Genomic DNA, 16,602 nt, shown 5'->3' with positions numbered 1-16,602 from the left:
TCACGTACCGAATCCGGAGCGTGCTCGACACTGCGCGGGCAGGCTGTCCGACTCCCCAGTCAGGCTGCCTGTGCGGTGTGGGAGGCTCCCGGAAGATGTGCCGACCGCTGCCGTGTGCGACAACGCACCCGGCACTTGCGGGGACACAGCGCATCGCGCCCATCGGGCGGCGAATGCTGGCTTGAGGTTAACACTACCCCGTCCCACACATATTCCCCTCTCTCCGGCCGGCAATCGTGTCACTGCCCCCCTGCGAGCGGCAGGACACTGGCCCCGGCCGTGTCCAGCGCCAGGCGGTTGGCCGCCCAGCCCTCACCGGCGAACCGGGAGACCTTGTCCGCGGCCCCCTCGTCGGTCAGCGCGAGCACCGTGGGCCCGGCGCCCGACACGACAGCAGGGACGCCCTCCGCGCGCAACCGGTTCACCAGCGCCAGGCTCTCCGGCATGGCCGGACCCCGGTACTCCTGGTGCAGGCGGTCCTCGGTGGCGGGAAGCAGCAGCTCAGGACGCCGGGTGAGCGCCTCCACGAGCAGGGCGGCCCGGCCGGCGTTCGCCGCGGCGTCCACATGGGGGACGGTACGCGGCAGCAGTCCGCGGGCGGTCTCGGTGGCCAGCGGCACGGCCGGCACGAAGACCACCGGCACCAGCGAGCCGGCGGGGTCCATCCGGACCGCGCGGGCGGCGCCGCCCTCGGTCCAGGCGAGCGTGAAGCCGCCCATCAGGCAGGCGGCGACGTTGTCGGGGTGGCCCTCGATCTCGGTGGCCAGCTCCAGCAGCGCGGTGTCGTCGAGCACCCCGGGCCCGCCTATGGTGACCGCGCGGGCGGCGATGATGCCCGCGCAGATGGCGGCCGAGGAGGAGCCGAGGCCGCGGCCGTGCGGGATGCGGTTGGCGCACACCACCTCCAGGCCGCGCGGCTGGCCGCCGAGCAGGTCGAAGGCGGTCCGCAGCGACCGCACCACCAGGTGCTTCTCGTCGCGGGCCAGCGTGTCGGCGCCCTCGCCCGCGATGTCCACGTGCAGCCCGGCGTCGGCGACGCGGACCACCACGTCGTCGTAGAGCCCCAGGGCCAGGCCGAACGCGTCGAAGCCGGGGCCGAGGTTGGCGCTGCTCGCGGGGACGCGCACTCGTACTGCGGCAGCGCGGAACGCGGGACCGGCCATGGTTCGACGAATCTCCTCGGTGCGGGTCGCCCTGCGGGCGCGGCATCGTTGCCGTCGCGGCCGGGCGGGGAGTCGGCGGTCCTTGGACAACCGCCGGATGCGGGGCACGCACGAACGATACGAACGCATCGAACGCACGATGTGCGCGCCGCTGAACCAAGCGTATCGAAGGAAGGTTCTCCTGCGACATAGGGCGCACGCACCGCGCGTGATGCGTGTCGCGTGCCGTGTGTGCGCCCCCGCCTGCGCGGCAGCAGGCCGCCGCGGGTCGGCCCGGGTCGCCACGGGGCGGCCCGGGTCGCCACGGATGGGCCCGGGTCGCCACGGGTCGGCCCGGGTCGCCACGGATGGGCCCGGGTCGCCACGGGTCGGCCCGACGCTTCGCGGATCGGGCCGGGCCGTCCCGGGCGGGCCGGCTCGCCGCGGTCGGGCCGGCGCGCCGCGGTCGGGCCGGCGCGCCGTCGGTCAGGCCAGCCCGAGGCTGCGGGCCGCGGTGTCCGCGTCGACCGGGACCGTGGTGGGCTGCGGCGCCCCGGCCACCGCCCAGTCCGGGTCCTTCAGGCCGTTGCCGGTGACCGTGCAGACGATCCGCTGGCCGGGGTCGACCCGGCCCTCGTCCGCGGCCTTGAGCAGCCCGGCCACCGACGCGGCCGACGCGGGCTCGACGAAGACGCCCTCCTGCGCGGCGAGCAGCCGGTACGCGACCAGGATCTGGCGGTCCGTCACCGCCTCGATCAGCCCGCCGGACTCGTCCCGCGCCTGCTCGGCGAACTGCCAGGACGCCGGGTTGCCGATCCGGATCGCGGTGGCGATGGTCTGCGGCTGGCGCACCGGCTCGCCGTTGACGATCGGCGCGGCGCCGGACGCCTGGAAGCCCCACATCCGCGGCCGCCTCGACGCCACACCGTCCGCCGCGTACTCGCGGTAGCCCTTCCAGTACGCGGTGATGTTGCCCGCGTTGCCGACCGGGAGCACATGGATGTCCGGCGCGTCGCCGAGCGCGTCCACGATCTCGAACGCGGCGGTCTTCTGGCCCTCGATGCGGACCGGGTTGACCGAGTTGACCAGCGCCACCGGGTACTTCTCGCTCAGCCCCCGGGCGAGGTCCAGGCAGTCGTCGAAGTTGCCGTCCACCTGGAGGATGCGGCTGCCGTGCACCAGCGCCTGGCCCATCTTGCCCAGCGCGATCTTGCCCTGCGGCACCAGCACCGCGCAGACCATCCCGGCGCGCACCGCGTACGCCGCGGCCGACGCGGAGGTGTTGCCGGTGGAGGCGCAGATGACGGCCTGGGCGCCCTCCTCCTTGGCCCGCGAGATCGCCATGGTCATGCCGCGGTCCTTGAACGACCCGGTGGGGTTGGCGCCCTCGACCTTCAGGTACACGTCGCAGCCGGTCCGCTCGGACAGCACCTGCGCGGGCACCAGCGGCGTACCGCCCTCCAGCAGGCTGACCACGGGGGTCGAGGCGGAGACCGGCAGCCGGTCCCGGTACTCCTCGATGATCCCCCGCCACTGGTGGGCGCCGGCGGCGCGGCCGGTGCGCGGCGCCGCGGCGCCGTCGGGCATTCGAGGCTCGTCCAGGCTTGCGTTCATCAGGATCTACTCCCCTTCCACGCGCATGATGCTGGCCACACCGCGTACGGTGTCGAGATTGCGCAAGGCCCCCACGGTCGCCGAGAGCGCCGCGTCCTTGGCCCGGTGGGTCACGACGACCAACGAGGCCTCCCCGTCCTTGCCTTGCTGGCGCACGGTGTCGATGGACACGTCGTGCTCGGCGAACACCGTGGCGACCTGAGCGAGGACGCCGGGTTTGTCCGCCACGTCGAGGCTGATGTGGTAGCGGGTGACCACATCCCCCATCGGGCTGACCGGCAGGTGCGTGTACGCGGACTCGCCGGCTCCGGTGGTCGCCGCCAGCTTGTTGCGGCAGGCGGCCACCAGGTCGCCGAGGACGGCGGAGGCGGTGGGTGCACCGCCGGCGCCGGGACCGTAGAACATCAGCCGCCCGGCCGCCTCCGCCTCGACGAAGACGGCGTTGTACGCCTCCCGGACGGAGGCCAGCGGGTGGCTCAGCGGGATCATCGCCGGGTGCACCCGGGCGGTGACCGAACGGCCGTCGGCCGAGCGCTCGCAGATCGCGAGCATCTTGACCGTGCATCCCATCTTCCTGGCCGACGCGATGTCCGCGGCGGTGACCTCGGTGAGGCCCTCGCGGTGCACGTCGTCGATGGTGACGCGGGTGTGGAAGGCGATCCCGGCCAGGATCGCGGCCTTCGCGGCGGCGTCGAAGCCCTCCACGTCGGCGGTCGGGTCGGCCTCGGCGTAACCGAGCGCGGTGGCCTCGTCCAGCGCCTCGCTGTAGCCGGCGCCGGTGGAGTCCATCTTGTCGAGGATGAAGTTGGTGGTGCCGTTGACGATGCCCAGCACCCGGGTGACCCGGTCGCCGGCCAGCGACTCGCGCAGCGGCCTGATCAGCGGGATCGCACCGGCCACCGCGGCCTCGTAGTAGAGGTCCACGCCGTGCTCGGCAGCCTTGGCGTGCAGGCTCGCGCCGTCCGCGGCCAGCAGCGCCTTGTTCGCCGAGACGACCGACGCGCCGTGCTCGAAGGCGGTGGTGATCAGCGTGCGGACCGGCTCGATGCCGCCGATGACCTCGACCACCACGTCGATGTCGCCGCGCTTGACCAGCGCGGTGGCGTCGGTGGTGAGCAGGTCGGACGGCACGCCCTCGCGGACCCGGTTGGGGCGGCGGACGGCGATCCCGGCCAGCTCGATCGGCGCGCCGATCCGCTGGGCCAGGTCGTCCGCCTGCGTCGTGATGATGCGCGTGACCTCGGAGCCGACCACACCGCACCCCAGGAGCGCCACCTTCAGCGGACGCGTACGCATCATCCGACCTCGTTTCTCGTACCTCGTGAGGAACCCAGTCTCACGCACCGGACGGGAGAAGCCACGCCCTGTCCGGATCGCGAGACCCCTGCGCCGTACGGCGGACGCGGCGGACATTTTTTCCGCCGGTCCGCCGATCGGCGGCGAATTTGCGCTCAGCCGACGTCCAGGCGCAGCAGGTCGTCCTCGGTCTCGCGCCGTACGATCACCCGCGCGCGGCCGTCCGCGACGGCGATCACCGGGGGACGCAGCGCGTGGTTGTAGTTGCTCGCCATCGACCGGCAGTACGCGCCGGTGGCGGGCACCGCCAGCAGGTCGCCGGGGGCAAGGTCCGCGGGCAGGAACGCGTCCTTGACCACGATGTCCCCGCTCTCGCAGTGCTTGCCGACCACCCGGCTGAGCATCGGCTCCGCGTCGCTGGTGCGGGAGACCAGCGCGACGCAGTACTCGGCGTCGTACAGCGCGGTGCGGATGTTGTCCGACATCCCGCCGTCCACGCTGACGTAGGTGCGCAGGCCCGGCAGCTCCTTGGTGGTGCCGACCTCGTAGAGGGTGAACGCGGTCGGGCCGACGATCGCGCGGCCGGGCTCGACGGACAGCCGCGGCGGCCGCAGCCCGGCCGCCTCGCACTCGCGGGTGACGATGTCGCCGAGCGCCTTGGCGATGTCCTGCGGCTCCCACGGGTCGTCGTCGGGGGTGTACGCGATGCCGAGGCCGCCGCCGAGGTCGATCTCGGGCAGTTCCAGGCCGTGCTCGTCGCGCACCGCGGCGAGCAGTCCGACCACGCGGCGGGCGGCCACCTCGAAGCCGGCCATGTCGAAGATCTGCGAGCCGATGTGGCTGTGGATGCCGGCCAGCTCCAGGCTGCCTCGCGCCAGCACCCGGCGGACCGCCTCGGCGGCCTGCCCGTCGGCCAGCGACAGGCCGAACTTCTGGTCCTCGTGCGCGGTCGCGATGAACTCGTGGGTGTGCGCCTCGACGCCGACGGTGACCCGGATCTGCACCCGCTGCCGGACGCCGTGCCGCCGGGCCGCGTCGGCGACCCGGTCGATCTCCTGGAAGGAGTCGAGCACGATCCGCCCGACGCCGGCGCCCACCGCGCGCTCGATCTCCGCGGCGCTCTTGTTGTTGCCGTGCAGCGCGATCCGCTCGGCGGGCATGCCGGCGTCGAGCGCGACCGCGAGTTCGGTGCCGGAGCAGACGTCGAGGTTCAGGCCCTCCTCGTGCAGCCACCTGACCACGGCGCGGGACAGGAACGCCTTGCCGGCGTAGAACACGTCGGCGCCGTCCCCGAAGGCACTGCGCCAGGCCCGGCAGCGGGCCCGGAAGTCCTGCTCGTCCATCACGTACGCGGGGGTGCCGTACTCCTGCGCCAGCGCCCGTACGTCCAGGCCGCCGACCTGCGCGGCGCCGTCGTCGTTACGGGTCACGGTGCGCGACCAGATCCGCGGGTCGAGGTGGTTGAGGTCGGCGGGCGGCGCGGCGTAGTGCCCTTCGGGCAGCACGTCGGCGTGACGGGGGCCTGCGGGGTGTGCGGAGCGGCTCACGGGCGTGGACTTTCTGTGCGGGGCTCGGGTGGTGCTCTGGTGGTGCTGGGCGCTTGGCTCGGCGTGATCGGTGTGACGGGCGTGTCGGCGTGTCGGCGTGATCGGCGGCCGGGTGCGGGGCGGGCGTCGCGGGCGCGTACCGGCGCGGCCGGGGGTTCAGAGGTGGTCGGGGGATCAGAGGTGGTCGGGGGCGGTGATGCCGAGGAGGTGCAGGCCGCCGGCGAGCACGACGCCCGTCGCGTCGGCGAGGCGGAGGCGGGCGGCGTGGGCGGCCGAGGGTTTCTCGTCGCCCTTCGGCAGCGGCGGACACTCCTGCTGGAAGCGCAGGAAGGCGTCGGCGAGCCGCTCCAGGTGCCGCGCCACCCGGTCGGGCGCGTGGCGGCGCGCGGCGGTCTCCACGACGCGCGGGAAGTCGGCGATCAGGCCGAGCAACTCGGTCTCGGCGGGGTGGTGGTACGGGTCCTGCGCCGGCTGTTCGACGTCGATGCCCAGGTCGTGGGCGTGGCGTTGCAGTGCCCGGGTGCGGGCGTGGGCGTAGCGGACGCGGAACAGCGGGTTGGCCTCGCGCTGCACGAGGAGGTCGGGGGTGAGGCGGGGGACGTCCTCGGCGGGCGGGCGGAGGTAGGCCCAGCGGGTGGCGTCGGGGCCGAGGGCGCCCGGCGCGGGGGGCGCGGCGGGCGTGGTGTCCTGGAGCGGTGGTTCGGCGGACGGGAGCGGCGGCGCGGTGACCGGGAGCGCCGGATCGGCGGACGGAAGCGGCGGCGCGGCCGGCGGGAGCGGCGAATCGGCGGCCGGGAACGGCGGCTCGGCGGCCGGGAGCGGCGGCTCGGCGACGGTGACGGGCTGCGGCGGGCCGGGGCGCGCGCCTGCGGCGTGCAGCAGCGCGTTGACCGCTTCGGCGACGACGGCGGCGCGGGGGCCGGTGTCGCCGGTGACGGTCAGCGCCTCGTCGGCCAGGCCGTCCCCGTGCCCGTAGCCGCCGCGCTGCTGGCGCACCTGGCGTACGACGTCGCCGTACGCACACGCGTCGAGCGTGATGTTCAGGAATCCGGCGCCGGCGATCTCGACCCCGGCGATGCCCGGCTCCTTCTCCAGCCGGCGGGCGAGCACGGCGGCGACCTCGTACGGGCTGCGACCGGCCGGGCCGGCGAGCTGGAGCGCGACATTGGTCGCGTAGTCGCCGCAGCCGGGACGCGGCGGGCGCTGCACCACGGCGCGCTCCGGCAGCGCGGGCACGTCCAGCTCCCCGGCCTCGACGGCACGGCGCACCGTCGCGAGGACGGTGCGGGACAGCTCGGCGGGGGTCACGCACAAAAGCGTAGGGGAGGAGGGGGCGGGGAGGGCGAGGGGGTTTCGGCGGAGGCCCCCTCCCGCTGCCCGCGGCGGGCGGATCGACGCGCGCGCGGGGCTACGGGCCGGCCGGTCTCCCGGGCCGCCGGCCCACCGGGCCCACCGGGCCACCCACCGGCTACCCGCCTACGGGCCGGAGGTGGCGGGGGTGCGGCCACGGTACTGGTCGGGCGGCGGGTCGACGTCGGGGTCGTCGGAGCCGCTGGGGGTGCTCGGGCCGCCCGGGCCGGCTGGGCCACCCGGGCCGCACTGGTCGCCGCCGGGCGGGGAGGCGGCGCGGCGCGCGGCGAGGCGGCGTACCGTCTCGACCAGCTCGGCGGGCTCGAACGGCTTGGCCAGGTAGGCGTCGCCGACACCGTCCGCGACGGTGCCGGCGCTGACCATGACGATGCCGGTGTCCTGCGTACGGGGATCGGCGCGCAGCCGGGCGGCCGTGCGCTCACCGTCGAGCCGGGGCATCACCACGTCGAGCGTCACGACATCCGGCTGCACGCGGTGCACGATCTCCAGGCACTCGGCACCATCGGCCGCGGTCACGACCTCGAAGCCCTCCAGCTCAAGGTTGACCCTGATCAGCTGCCGGATCACCTTGTTGTCATCCACCACAAGGACCCGGCCGGACGCGCCCGTCACACCCGAAAGCCTAGGCGTGCCCGCCGCGACCCGTCCGCGTTTTCCCCATTTCTTCCCGCCCAAGGGTGAACCCCGCTCCCCCATCCGCCCCCACCACAGCCTCCACCCGCGCCCCCTCCCCCACCCCACCGAAACCCTGTCAGGCCCACCCCTCCCAACCTGGTACTGTTCTTCCCGTCGCCCCCGTAGCTCAGGGGATAGAGCAACGGCCTCCGGAGCCGTGTGCGCAGGTTCGAATCCTGCCGGGGGCACCGCAGGTCAGGTGCCTACAAGACCCCCTGATCAGGTAGTTCGCCTGACCAGGGGGTCTGTCACTGTGTGCAACCATGCGCCACGCAAGGCACCTCTAGGACGGGCAGCGCGGGACATGCGCGGGATCGGACATTCGCGGAACAATCCCCTAGAACGGGGACATCGAGCGCCCCGCAACTAGTGCTGCGGGGCGCTCGATGCTGATCATGACTCGTATTCATTCAGCAGGGCGTCGATACGGCGATTGGCTACGACGTGTCTGCCGTGCAGACATTTGGCGTACCTGGCTAGGAGGATCTCGACGCTGTTACCAGCACGTTCAGCCACCTCCGTGGGATCGAGCCCTGCGTTCAGCCAGGTTGACAACGCCGAGTGACGGAGGTCGTACGGACGGTCGGCCAGAGGGCTGGCGGCAAGTTCGGGCGGCAGTCCGAGTTCCCGAGCCTCCGCCCACACCCGCGAGTAGGTGGAGGAACCCACGAGGCCACCGCGCTCGTTGAAGAAGAGTCGGCCGTCGTCGGCCGTGCCGAAGGTGTCGATGCTCTCGCGCCAAATCGCGACTAGTTGCGGCGGCAGAGGCACGGGCCGGACATCTTCCGGCTCACGGTTTTTCAACCCGCGGTCGTCGTGCACCTCGCCGGTCCCGGTCCACTTCTTGCCCGCCGTCGGCCGGGTACGGTGCAGCAGAACCCGGCCCCACCCTTCCTCCGGCAGGTCACAATCTACGCGCGCCACGCCGACGGCCTCGGCGGGGCGGAGACCGGCGTAGTACATCCCAGCGAACAGCCCCACCAGGCGGCGCCCCCGGGCCCGCTCGTACCCGCCCACATACGACACCGCGTCGATCAGTACGCGCGCCTGTTTGGGGTTGGCCACCACGCGGGGATCGACGGGTATCACCCGGGGCGGCTTCTGCCAGGACACCGCGTTCACGGGGTTGTCTTTGATTTCGCCCAACTCCACCGCATAGTTGAGCGCGTTGACCAGAACCTTTCGCTTCCTCTTCACCGTCTCGCTGCTGGCCGCCGTCCCGTCCAGTTTCAGCTTCAGAGCATCGAGCACTCCGCGCATCACGGCCGGTTGTTCGAGGTCCCTCAGCGCAGGCGAATGCATGGCCACCCAGTCGATCGCAGCGGCTGCTCCAGTCGGCATCTCTCGCTCAGCTGGTCCTGGCAGCACGAACGCCCAGTCGCGCAGGGCTCGTTGCAAAGCGTTGTCCGAGGGTTGGTCTGGACGCTTGGGCACCAACGCTTTCGTCACGGCAGTGAGAGCCTCGTTGATGTCGTCACGGTAGTTCGGAGCGGCATGGGGCCACTTCATCGCGAGGTATTTCAGCGCAAACGCGTACCAACTGAGTCCGGCCTGCTGTTCCTCCATGGATGCGGGAAGGCCGGTCTCCGTGTCGAACTGCTCTCCGGCTTCCTGAGCCATCAGCAAGCGCGCCCTGAGCTTGTCAGCGAGCCCTTTGGTCGCCCGGGATCGAGAGATTTCGCGCCCGGCTACGGCCCACCGCACCTCGTAGGTGTCTTTCCCTTGTCGTCGCTTGACCCTGACGCTCCATATGCGAACGTCGCTGGTCTTCAAGCCGCCTCATCCTCTCTGTCAGCCAACCACTGCACGAACACGCTGCGCCGGATGCGCAATTCACCATTCGGCAACTTGAACGCTTTCGGCCCCATACCAAGCTCACGCCACCGGTAAAATGTTCGCCGCGAGATACCATTTAGCTCTTCCAGTACCTCCGGCACCGTCATCAGCACGTCACCTTTCGGCCGCCCGATCACGCGGCCCCCTTCTCGGCCGTAACCTCCTGCAGTCCGCTGGCGGGAGGAGCCGTTGTACCTCTGTCCCGTCCCCGTCCCGGACGGCGCGGAACCGATGTTCGGACCGGCTGGAAGTGACGTGTTGCTCGTCGCAAAGAGGACCCTCATCTCGTCGAACCGCGCAATCACATGGACGCAACGCGGCAAGGACACGGCGGCAGCCCCTTGCCGCCGGCCGCAGTCCCCGCTGATCCGCTGCCAAGCAGTCGGTGCGGGACGACAACAATGATCCTCAGAAAGAGCGTTTTGCCTGACGGTATTTTCCGTGTTATAGGGACCGTAGCCCCAGGCGGCAGGGGCGGGCAGCCCTGCTCCCTACCCACGGCGAGGGACACAAATACGGGGGCAGCGGACTCTCATAATCGTGCTATCGATGCTCCAAGCAGTCGACCCCGGGCTCACGTCAGTAACGTGACGGTAGGTCCATCCGCACTTCGTCGTCTACAACAGTGGGGCAACACGAGTCGCATGGACGGGCACAGGGAAACGGTCACCGCAACGAACCGGGGAAAGCCATACTTTGCCATGGATGCCGCCGAGTCGTCCACCCTTTGACGAGAAAATTCATTTGCCGTTAGCGAAATTCGGCTCGGACATATCCATGCGGCACCCCCACCCTCACGAGTCATCAAGGGCCGCGCCGCCCCGGCTCGTTGATGACCGGCGCGAACAGCCACGTCCTGGTAGACATCAACGTCCGCCAACAGCAGCATCCCTGGGGTCTTGGGAGCGGCAGGCGAAGAGCAGGGAACGTAACCCGGGACCCCCTACACCTGCGGGTCTAGGCGAGTGGCACGCTGCCGCGTGGCCGGGAAGAGCAGGAAGCCGTGTTCGGTTGCGTCTTTGGAAGTGGTGTAACGGGTGGGACCTGATCCGGGGGTTTGTCCCGGCGTCCGGGTTGGTGCCCGCATAGAGAGACGGCCACCGGCTGATCTTCGAAGTGTCTAGCCTCGAAGGAGATCAGCACGATGACCGCACCTGACAGTCTGCCCCTGCACGCCCTGACCGAGGAGAACCTGGCCTCGGCGAGTCCCGATCTGCTGCGCGCGATGGTCAAGACGTTCAGCGACGCACTCATGTCCGCCGAAGCCGACGTACTCTGCAATGCAGAGTACGGGCAGGTCAGCGACGAACGCGTCAACCACCGCAACGGCTACCGCCCGCGGGAGTGGGACACCCGCGCCGGCACGATCGAGCTGGCCATCCCGAAGCTGCGGCAGGGCAGCTACTTCCCGGCCTGGCTGCTCGAGCGCCGCCGCCGGGCCGAGCAGGCCCTCATCAGCGTGGTCGCCACCGCCTACCTGCTGGGCGTCAGCACACGGCGGGTGGAGAAACTCGCGCAGTCCCTCGGCGTTACCCAGTTGTCGAAGTCGCAGGTCAGCGCGATGGCCAAGCACCTCGACGAGCAGGTGGCAGCGTTCCGCAACCGGCCTTTGGACGCCGGCCCGTATGCGTTCGTCTGGGTCGACGCCCTGACCCAGAAGGTTCGCGAGGGCGGCAGGATCGTCAACGTGCACGCGCTGGTCGCTGTCGGCGTCAACGCCGACGGGCACCGCGAGATCCTCGGCCTGGACGTCGCCACCGCCGAGGACGGCGCCGGCTGGCTGGCGTTCCTGCGCTCGCTGACCGCCCGCGGCCTGTCCGGTGTCCAGCTCGTCGTCTCCGACGCCCACACCGGCCTGGTCGCCGCGATCGGGGCCGTCCTGCCCGGCGCGTCCTGGCAACGCTGCCGCACCCACTACGCAAGGAATCTGCTGAGCCAGGTCCCGAAGTCCGCCCAGCCGTGGGTGGCCACCTTGCTGCGGACGGTCTTCGAGCAGCCCGACGCCGAAGCGGTGACAGCCCAGATGACGCACGTGCTGAACGCCTTGGAGGCGAAGTTCCCCAAGGCTGCAGCCCACCTGGACACCGCCCAGGGCGACCTGCTGGCCTTCACCGCGTTCCCCCGCGAGATCTGGCGGCAGATCTGGTCCAACAACCCCCAGGAGCGACTGAACAAGGAGATCCGCCGCCGCACCGACGTCGTCGGGATCTTCCCCGACCGCACCGCCCTGATCCGCCTGGTCGGCGCTGTCCTGGCCGAGCAGAACGACGAATGGACCGAAGCCCGCCGCTACATGAGCCGCGACATCCTCGCCAAGACCGGCCACCCGAACGTGTCAGAAACCGGCAACACGACCCTGACCACCGAACTCACCGCATAGCCTCAAAACAAGATCACCGAGTGGCCGTCGATACACCACTCCAGCGGACGTGACCCCGTGTTCACCGTTCAGCGGGCATTCAACGGTTCGGCGGTGCGTCCAGCCGGTGCCTGCGACGCTGGGCAGAGATGGAGGAGGGTTCGTTGTGTTTTCGATGACATGCCCAACGGTGTGCCGGGCGCCAGTAGAGGTGCTGACCTCTGAGATCGCGGCCGATTTGGAGGCCAGACATCCGGGGCACCCAAGGCTCGCGGTGTGGCTGCGGATGCTTCGCGCCGCGGGTGTGGTGAGCCGGCCGTGGGTGGCTTCGCTGGAGAAGACGGCCGCCTTAGAAGGTGTGGGGCCCAGGTCTCGGGCGGTCTGGGCGGCGGTGGCCGATCTCGCGGAGCAGGCGGCCATCAGCGCTCTGGCCGTGGCGGGGCTCGACCGCACGGAGGTGGATGCGGTGGTCACGACGCATTCCACGTCGTGGACGGTGCCAGGGCTGGAGGTGGAGATGATCCGGCGTCTGGGGCTCCGCCCGGATGTGACCCGGGTGCCTCTGACCACGCTGGCGTGCGCGGGCGGTGTGCACGCCCTCGTTCAGGCGGCCCGGATCACTCAGGCTCGTCCGGGTAGCCGAGTGCTGGTGGTGGCGGCCGAGGCGCTGAGCACGCTGTACCACCCGGAGCACGCGTCCTTGCAGACGGTGCTGTACGGCGGCTTGTTCGGGGACTGCGCGGCGGCGACGGTGGTGGTCGGTGACGAGGCGCTCGTACCGGAGGGCGCCGGTAGCCTGTGCGGGGAGGCTGCGGTGTGGGAGTGGCTCCAGCCTGACTCGGGGGACCGGTACTGGTCGCGGGTGGACGCCGACGGGCTGCACTTCGATTCCGGGCCGCGTGCATCCCGCGCGGCCGGGGAGGTTCTGCCGCATCTGACGTCATGGCTGGACGGGCGCCCGGTGGAGTGGGCCGCGGTGCATCCGGGCGGTCCCGGGATCATCGCCGGCACCGTGCAGGCGCTGGGCCTTCCCGAGACGGCCGGGCGGCATTCCTTCGCTTCCCTGTCCGGCGGCAACCTGGGCGGGCCGGCGGTCCTGGACGTGTTGCAGCGGACGCTGGCCGCCGGCGACGCGAAGGGCCCCGGGTTGGTGATCGGGTTCGGGCCGGGCTTCAGCGCGACGGCCCTCTACCTGGACGCGGCGCAGACCCACTCCCCCGGCCCGGACGGGGGTCGCGGGACAGCGCGGGAAACGGCGTGACGCCCGGTGCCGGGACCGCGCACACCATCCGCAGGTCGGGGCGGACGACGGGGGTCACGGCCGAGACGGTGATCTCCACCGGCTCGGCGCCCCATGGTGGCATGATCATGGGCCGGGTGGTGCCGTAGGCGCGCGGCTGAACGTCGGCGGTGCCCTCCCAGATCCTGCGCGCGAGCGGGTCGCGGCACACCCGGCGCACCAGGACCTCCAGCTGGCCCGAGCCCTGCTGATGGATGATCTCCCTGCGCAGTTGGGCGAGCAGCAGCGGGGCCCAACGGTGTTCCCAGTCCACGCACTGCTCGCGCCCTTCGCCGGTCAGCAGGCTGATCATGACGTTCGCCCCCGGGGCGCGCATCCAGGGCCAGTTCGCGGCGCCGCGCGCGTTGACGGCCAGGACGTCGTACCCGTTGCTGCACCAGTACGCCCCGTGCCGCATCGCGTGGAGCATCGACAACAGGTCGGCCTGGCACGTCCGGGTCCGACGGGCCGGAGTCACGGTCCGGCGGCCGGTGGCCACACCACACGTACAGCGTCTCGCGCTCGCCGGCGCTCAGCGCCAGCAGGACGGCGATGCGGTCGATCAGCGCCGCGCTGACCCCGTGTGCGGTCCCGGCCTCGATCCTGCGGTAGTGGCGTTCGGTGACGCCCAGGAGCAAGGCCATGACCGGCACGCTCAGCCCGTACCGCAGCCGCTCCGGCGGAAGACGCAGAGCAGCCACAGCCTCGATGTCCTCAAGCCGCCGACGGCGGCGCCAGTGCCGCAGCAGATCCGGCGGGCCGGGGTCGGACATCACATACCAATATTCGGAAAATAAGATGAAAGGCTCATATCGGCAGGATAACCGCACTCCGCGACGTGGCACTCCGGGTCCGGAGTCGACCCGGGTCGGACCCCGGCCAGGGACGGGACCCGACCATTTTCACGGGCCCTGAACCGCGCTCATATGGATTCAGGAGCACCTGCTACCACATCAGGAGTGAGGAGTCTTTCATGACCAGCGCCCGGACCACGGCAGCGGTCACCCGCCTGATGGCCGGGCCGCAGCAGATCAGCCGCCTGTCCCTTGCATGCGACCAGCGCCCGGTCGCCACAGCCCGCCGGTACGTCGGCGCAGTTCTCTCACGCGGCGGCTGGAACCTGCACCCGGACACCGCCGCCGACGCGCAACTCGTCGTCACCGAACTGGTGACCAACGCGGCGCAGCACACCGTGAACGGCCCGACCCATCTGGACCTGGCTCTGTGCCCCGCCGGCGACCTAGTCGTCCTGGTTCGGGACCAGGACCCCGGCGGCATCAGCGAGACCGCGGCCGGCAGATTGGCCACCGACGCGTACGCAGACCCCCGTGCGGAATCCGGCCGCGGCCTGGCCCTGGTACACGCCCTGGCCCGACACGACGGCGTCCGCATCGATGAAACCCGCCGCCACAAGACCGTCTGGGCGGTCCTACCCGTCGCCCCCGGCACGCCCGACAGCGTGCGCAGCATGACAGCCGCCCTCTGGATCAACCGCTTCCTGGCCGCTCCCACGGATCTCACAGACGGGTGACACCGTCCCCACCCGGCGCCAACCCCCACCGACCGAAGACCGCCCTGCGGCAGAAGGAGAACTCCTCTTGGCCACTTCGCCGATCGTGCCGCTGACCGTGACCATCCGCACCCGCAGCGACTACGCCATCACCGACCGGCTGACGCTGCTCGCCGCAGCCCAGACGTTCGCGCTGGAGCAGAACCTGCCCGTCCCCGTGACCCTCGACAGCGCACTGCGAACCCTGCTCACCCACATCGACGACGCCGAACTGGAGGAACATCCCTACGACTTCGGTCTCGTCCCCTTCGGCAGCGGCCTGCTCGCCGCAACCCGCACCGCACACCCCGCCGACGACGTCAAGAACCCCACCGGCGGCGCGACCGACGACGCACCCCCCGGCACCCACTGGCTGACCCTGCCCTCCCAGCCCGGCACCCTGACCGTGGTGCTGGAACGCATCACCCCGCCGCCCTCGCAACTGCCGCCGACCGGCGACACCGTCCCCCACCAGCGCACCGCAAAAAGCACAAACACCGACGCCCCGGCGGACAATCGCTGGATCGTCACCAACCCCGAGACGCTGCTGGCCGCCGCGCGAAGCCTGGCGCAGCTCACCGGCGCGCCGAGGCCAGCCGATATCGCCGCCGCGATGGCCCTGCTGAACAGCGACGGTCCGGACGACATCAGCGCCCACCCCGAACGCTACGGCCTGCACCCCACACCTCATCCCACCCCCGCACCGGCATGGCCCGCATGGCCGTTCCAGCCCCACCCGCCCCGCAGCTACGACAACGAGGCGCGCCCGCACCCAGAAACCGGCTCCGACCCGGCAACCGGCTGAGGCGACCGGCCACCCAGACCGGGGAGGCGGAACGTCCGCCGACCTCCCCGGGCCAGGCCCGAAAACGGCTCCCCGCCGGGCCTGGCCGTCAGCGCAGACCACCGGAACGGCCTGCGCAGACCGGCACGCCGGCTCGGACACGCCCGGGGGCGCCGACGTGCCGCGGGGCCCGCGAACATGGGGACGCGGGCCCCGCACCCACATCCCCAGTCGCACAACCCCGACATCCGCTCGACCGCACGCCGCTCAGGAGCCAGTGCTTCAGCCCAGGTGGAGCACGGTGAGCGCGGTCGTCCAGTCCGTCGCGATGGCCTGCTGCGCCTGAGCCAGGGTGATCTTGCCGCTGCACACCGCGGTGTGCAGCTTCGTCTCGACGGGGTCTTTGGCGTTGTTCACCCCGGTGCCGGGCTTGTGCCCAGGGTCCGGCGGCTCGACGAACAGGTTTCGGGGATCGTTGGGGTCGCCGCCGAGCTGGAGCGAGACGAGGTGATCGTACTCGGCGTCGGACAATGAGCCGGCGTAGCCGTAGGACTTGGCGTTAGCGGCTTTCTCCTTGGCGGTCACCGATTCGGGTGGCCGGATCCCCCCGGTGTACCCGCCCTTCCGGCAGATCGTCGTCCCGATGGTGGCCTGGGTCACGGCGGGGCTGATCGCGCCGGGAGTACAGGCAGGGTCCTCCAGCGGCTCGCCCTTCTCGTACCGGTAATGGCAAGTCCCGACCGGGGGCTGTGCCTGCACTGTGTAGTGCTTCTGCGGGCCCGGTCCGACCGGCAGCGCGGTGACCGACGGCGCGCCCGCAGCCGCGGCCGTCGGCGACGCAGTCGGGGGCGCAGCGGATGTCGCCACCGCCGTGGTCCGATCAGCGGGTGCCGGATTCCCGGAGCCCGTCGGCGACGTATCGGTACTGCACGCGGCCAGCATCAAGATACCGCCGGCAACGGCAACACCAGCGCGTACGGACATCGAATCCCCCGGGTGTAGCAGTACCAACTGCTACGAGACTACCGGCCCCGCCCCGCCCAGTTGGCGCGAACAGTCTGCGTTCCCGCTCACGAGTGATAGGCGGCTCGCGAGTGTGGCCGCAGCCCCAGCAGCTGTGTACTCAGGTCCGAATCCTGCTGCACGAGGT

General features: G+C 71.3%; 14 protein-coding genes and 1 tRNA gene. 5 read left to right on the top strand and 10 right to left on the bottom strand.

Annotated features, from left to right (window positions below; translation table 11 throughout):
* Nucleotides 1-239: 239 nt before the first annotated feature.
* The 6 genes from thrB to VSR01_RS28505 all read right to left on the bottom strand — a co-directional run bounded on the left by thrB (nt 240) and on the right by VSR01_RS28505 (nt 7,582).
* A complete protein-coding gene (thrB, locus tag VSR01_RS28530; protein ID WP_326451941.1) occupies nt 240-1,163 on the bottom strand; it encodes a homoserine kinase in 924 nt (307 codons plus the stop codon).
* A 465-nt stretch (nt 1,164-1,628) separates the two neighbouring features.
* Nucleotides 1,629-2,729, bottom strand: a complete 1,101-nt coding sequence (gene thrC, locus VSR01_RS28525) for a threonine synthase (RefSeq protein WP_326453865.1) — start codon at nt 2,727-2,729, stop codon at nt 1,629-1,631.
* 33 nt (nt 2,730-2,762) lie between these two features.
* Nucleotides 2,763-4,055 (bottom strand): homoserine dehydrogenase, encoded by a 1,293-nt coding sequence (locus VSR01_RS28520; protein ID WP_326451940.1) that lies wholly within the window; start codon nt 4,053-4,055, stop codon nt 2,763-2,765.
* A 152-nt stretch (nt 4,056-4,207) separates the two neighbouring features.
* The gene (gene lysA / locus VSR01_RS28515; RefSeq protein WP_326451939.1) at nt 4,208-5,599 is read right to left on the bottom strand and encodes a diaminopimelate decarboxylase; all 1,392 of its coding nucleotides are present in this window, start codon (nt 5,597-5,599) and stop codon (nt 4,208-4,210) included.
* A gap of 174 nt (nt 5,600-5,773) precedes the next feature.
* The gene (gene nrtL / locus VSR01_RS28510; protein WP_326451938.1) at nt 5,774-6,907 is read right to left on the bottom strand and encodes an ArgS-related anticodon-binding protein NrtL; all 1,134 of its coding nucleotides are present in this window, start codon (nt 6,905-6,907) and stop codon (nt 5,774-5,776) included.
* Between the two features lie 168 nt (nt 6,908-7,075).
* Nucleotides 7,076-7,582: a response regulator gene (locus VSR01_RS28505; RefSeq protein ID WP_326451937.1), complete on the bottom strand. Its 507-nt coding sequence runs from the start codon at nt 7,580-7,582 to the stop codon at nt 7,076-7,078.
* 179 nt (nt 7,583-7,761) lie between these two features.
* On the opposite strand from VSR01_RS28505, the gene VSR01_RS28500 reads away from it, so the two are divergent.
* Nucleotides 7,762-7,833, top strand: a tRNA-Arg gene (locus VSR01_RS28500).
* Between the two features lie 205 nt (nt 7,834-8,038).
* Here the strand turns inward: VSR01_RS28500 and VSR01_RS28495 are convergent.
* Both VSR01_RS28495 and VSR01_RS28490 read right to left on the bottom strand, forming a co-directional pair.
* On the bottom strand, nt 8,039-9,418 hold the full coding sequence (locus VSR01_RS28495) for a tyrosine-type recombinase/integrase (protein WP_326451936.1): 1,380 nt from the start codon (nt 9,416-9,418) through the stop codon (nt 8,039-8,041).
* The gene (locus tag VSR01_RS28490) at nt 9,415-9,588 is read right to left on the bottom strand and encodes a helix-turn-helix transcriptional regulator (RefSeq protein WP_326453864.1); all 174 of its coding nucleotides are present in this window, start codon (nt 9,586-9,588) and stop codon (nt 9,415-9,417) included. Before VSR01_RS28490 ends, VSR01_RS28495 begins: the two co-directional genes overlap by 4 nt.
* 1,037 nt (nt 9,589-10,625) lie before the next feature.
* On the opposite strand from VSR01_RS28490, the gene VSR01_RS28485 reads away from it, so the two are divergent.
* Both VSR01_RS28485 and VSR01_RS28480 read left to right on the top strand, forming a co-directional pair.
* Entirely contained in the window at nt 10,626-11,861 is a 1,236-nt protein-coding gene (locus tag VSR01_RS28485; RefSeq protein ID WP_326451935.1) for an IS256 family transposase, read from the top strand.
* A gap of 190 nt (nt 11,862-12,051) precedes the next feature.
* Nucleotides 12,052-13,101, top strand: a complete 1,050-nt coding sequence (locus VSR01_RS28480) for a PhlD (RefSeq protein ID WP_326451934.1) — start codon at nt 12,052-12,054, stop codon at nt 13,099-13,101.
* Here VSR01_RS28480 and VSR01_RS28475 read toward each other — a convergent pair.
* Nucleotides 13,013-13,555: an MmyB family transcriptional regulator gene (locus VSR01_RS28475; protein ID WP_326451933.1), complete on the bottom strand. Its 543-nt coding sequence runs from the start codon at nt 13,553-13,555 to the stop codon at nt 13,013-13,015. The two genes, VSR01_RS28480 and VSR01_RS28475, sit on opposite strands and share 89 nt — an antisense overlap.
* A gap of 537 nt (nt 13,556-14,092) precedes the next feature.
* Between VSR01_RS28475 and VSR01_RS28470 the strand changes: the two genes are divergently transcribed.
* Both VSR01_RS28470 and VSR01_RS28465 read left to right on the top strand, forming a co-directional pair.
* Nucleotides 14,093-14,650, top strand: coding sequence for an ATP-binding protein (locus tag VSR01_RS28470; RefSeq protein ID WP_326451932.1), 558 nt, complete (start codon nt 14,093-14,095; stop codon nt 14,648-14,650).
* A 67-nt stretch (nt 14,651-14,717) separates the two neighbouring features.
* Nucleotides 14,718-15,473, top strand: coding sequence for a hypothetical protein (locus VSR01_RS28465; protein ID WP_326451931.1), 756 nt, complete (start codon nt 14,718-14,720; stop codon nt 15,471-15,473).
* 261 nt (nt 15,474-15,734) lie between these two features.
* On the opposite strand, the gene VSR01_RS28460 is transcribed toward VSR01_RS28465, so the two are convergent.
* Nucleotides 15,735-16,436, bottom strand: a complete 702-nt coding sequence (locus VSR01_RS28460; protein ID WP_326451930.1) for a hypothetical protein — start codon at nt 16,434-16,436, stop codon at nt 15,735-15,737.
* Between the last annotated feature and the right edge of the window lie 166 nt (nt 16,437-16,602).

It is taken from the genome of Actinacidiphila sp. DG2A-62 (assembly GCF_035825295.1).
Taxonomy (GTDB): Bacteria; Actinomycetota; Actinomycetes; order Streptomycetales; family Streptomycetaceae; genus Actinacidiphila.
This window is presented reverse-complemented; position numbering and strand designations above follow the sequence as displayed.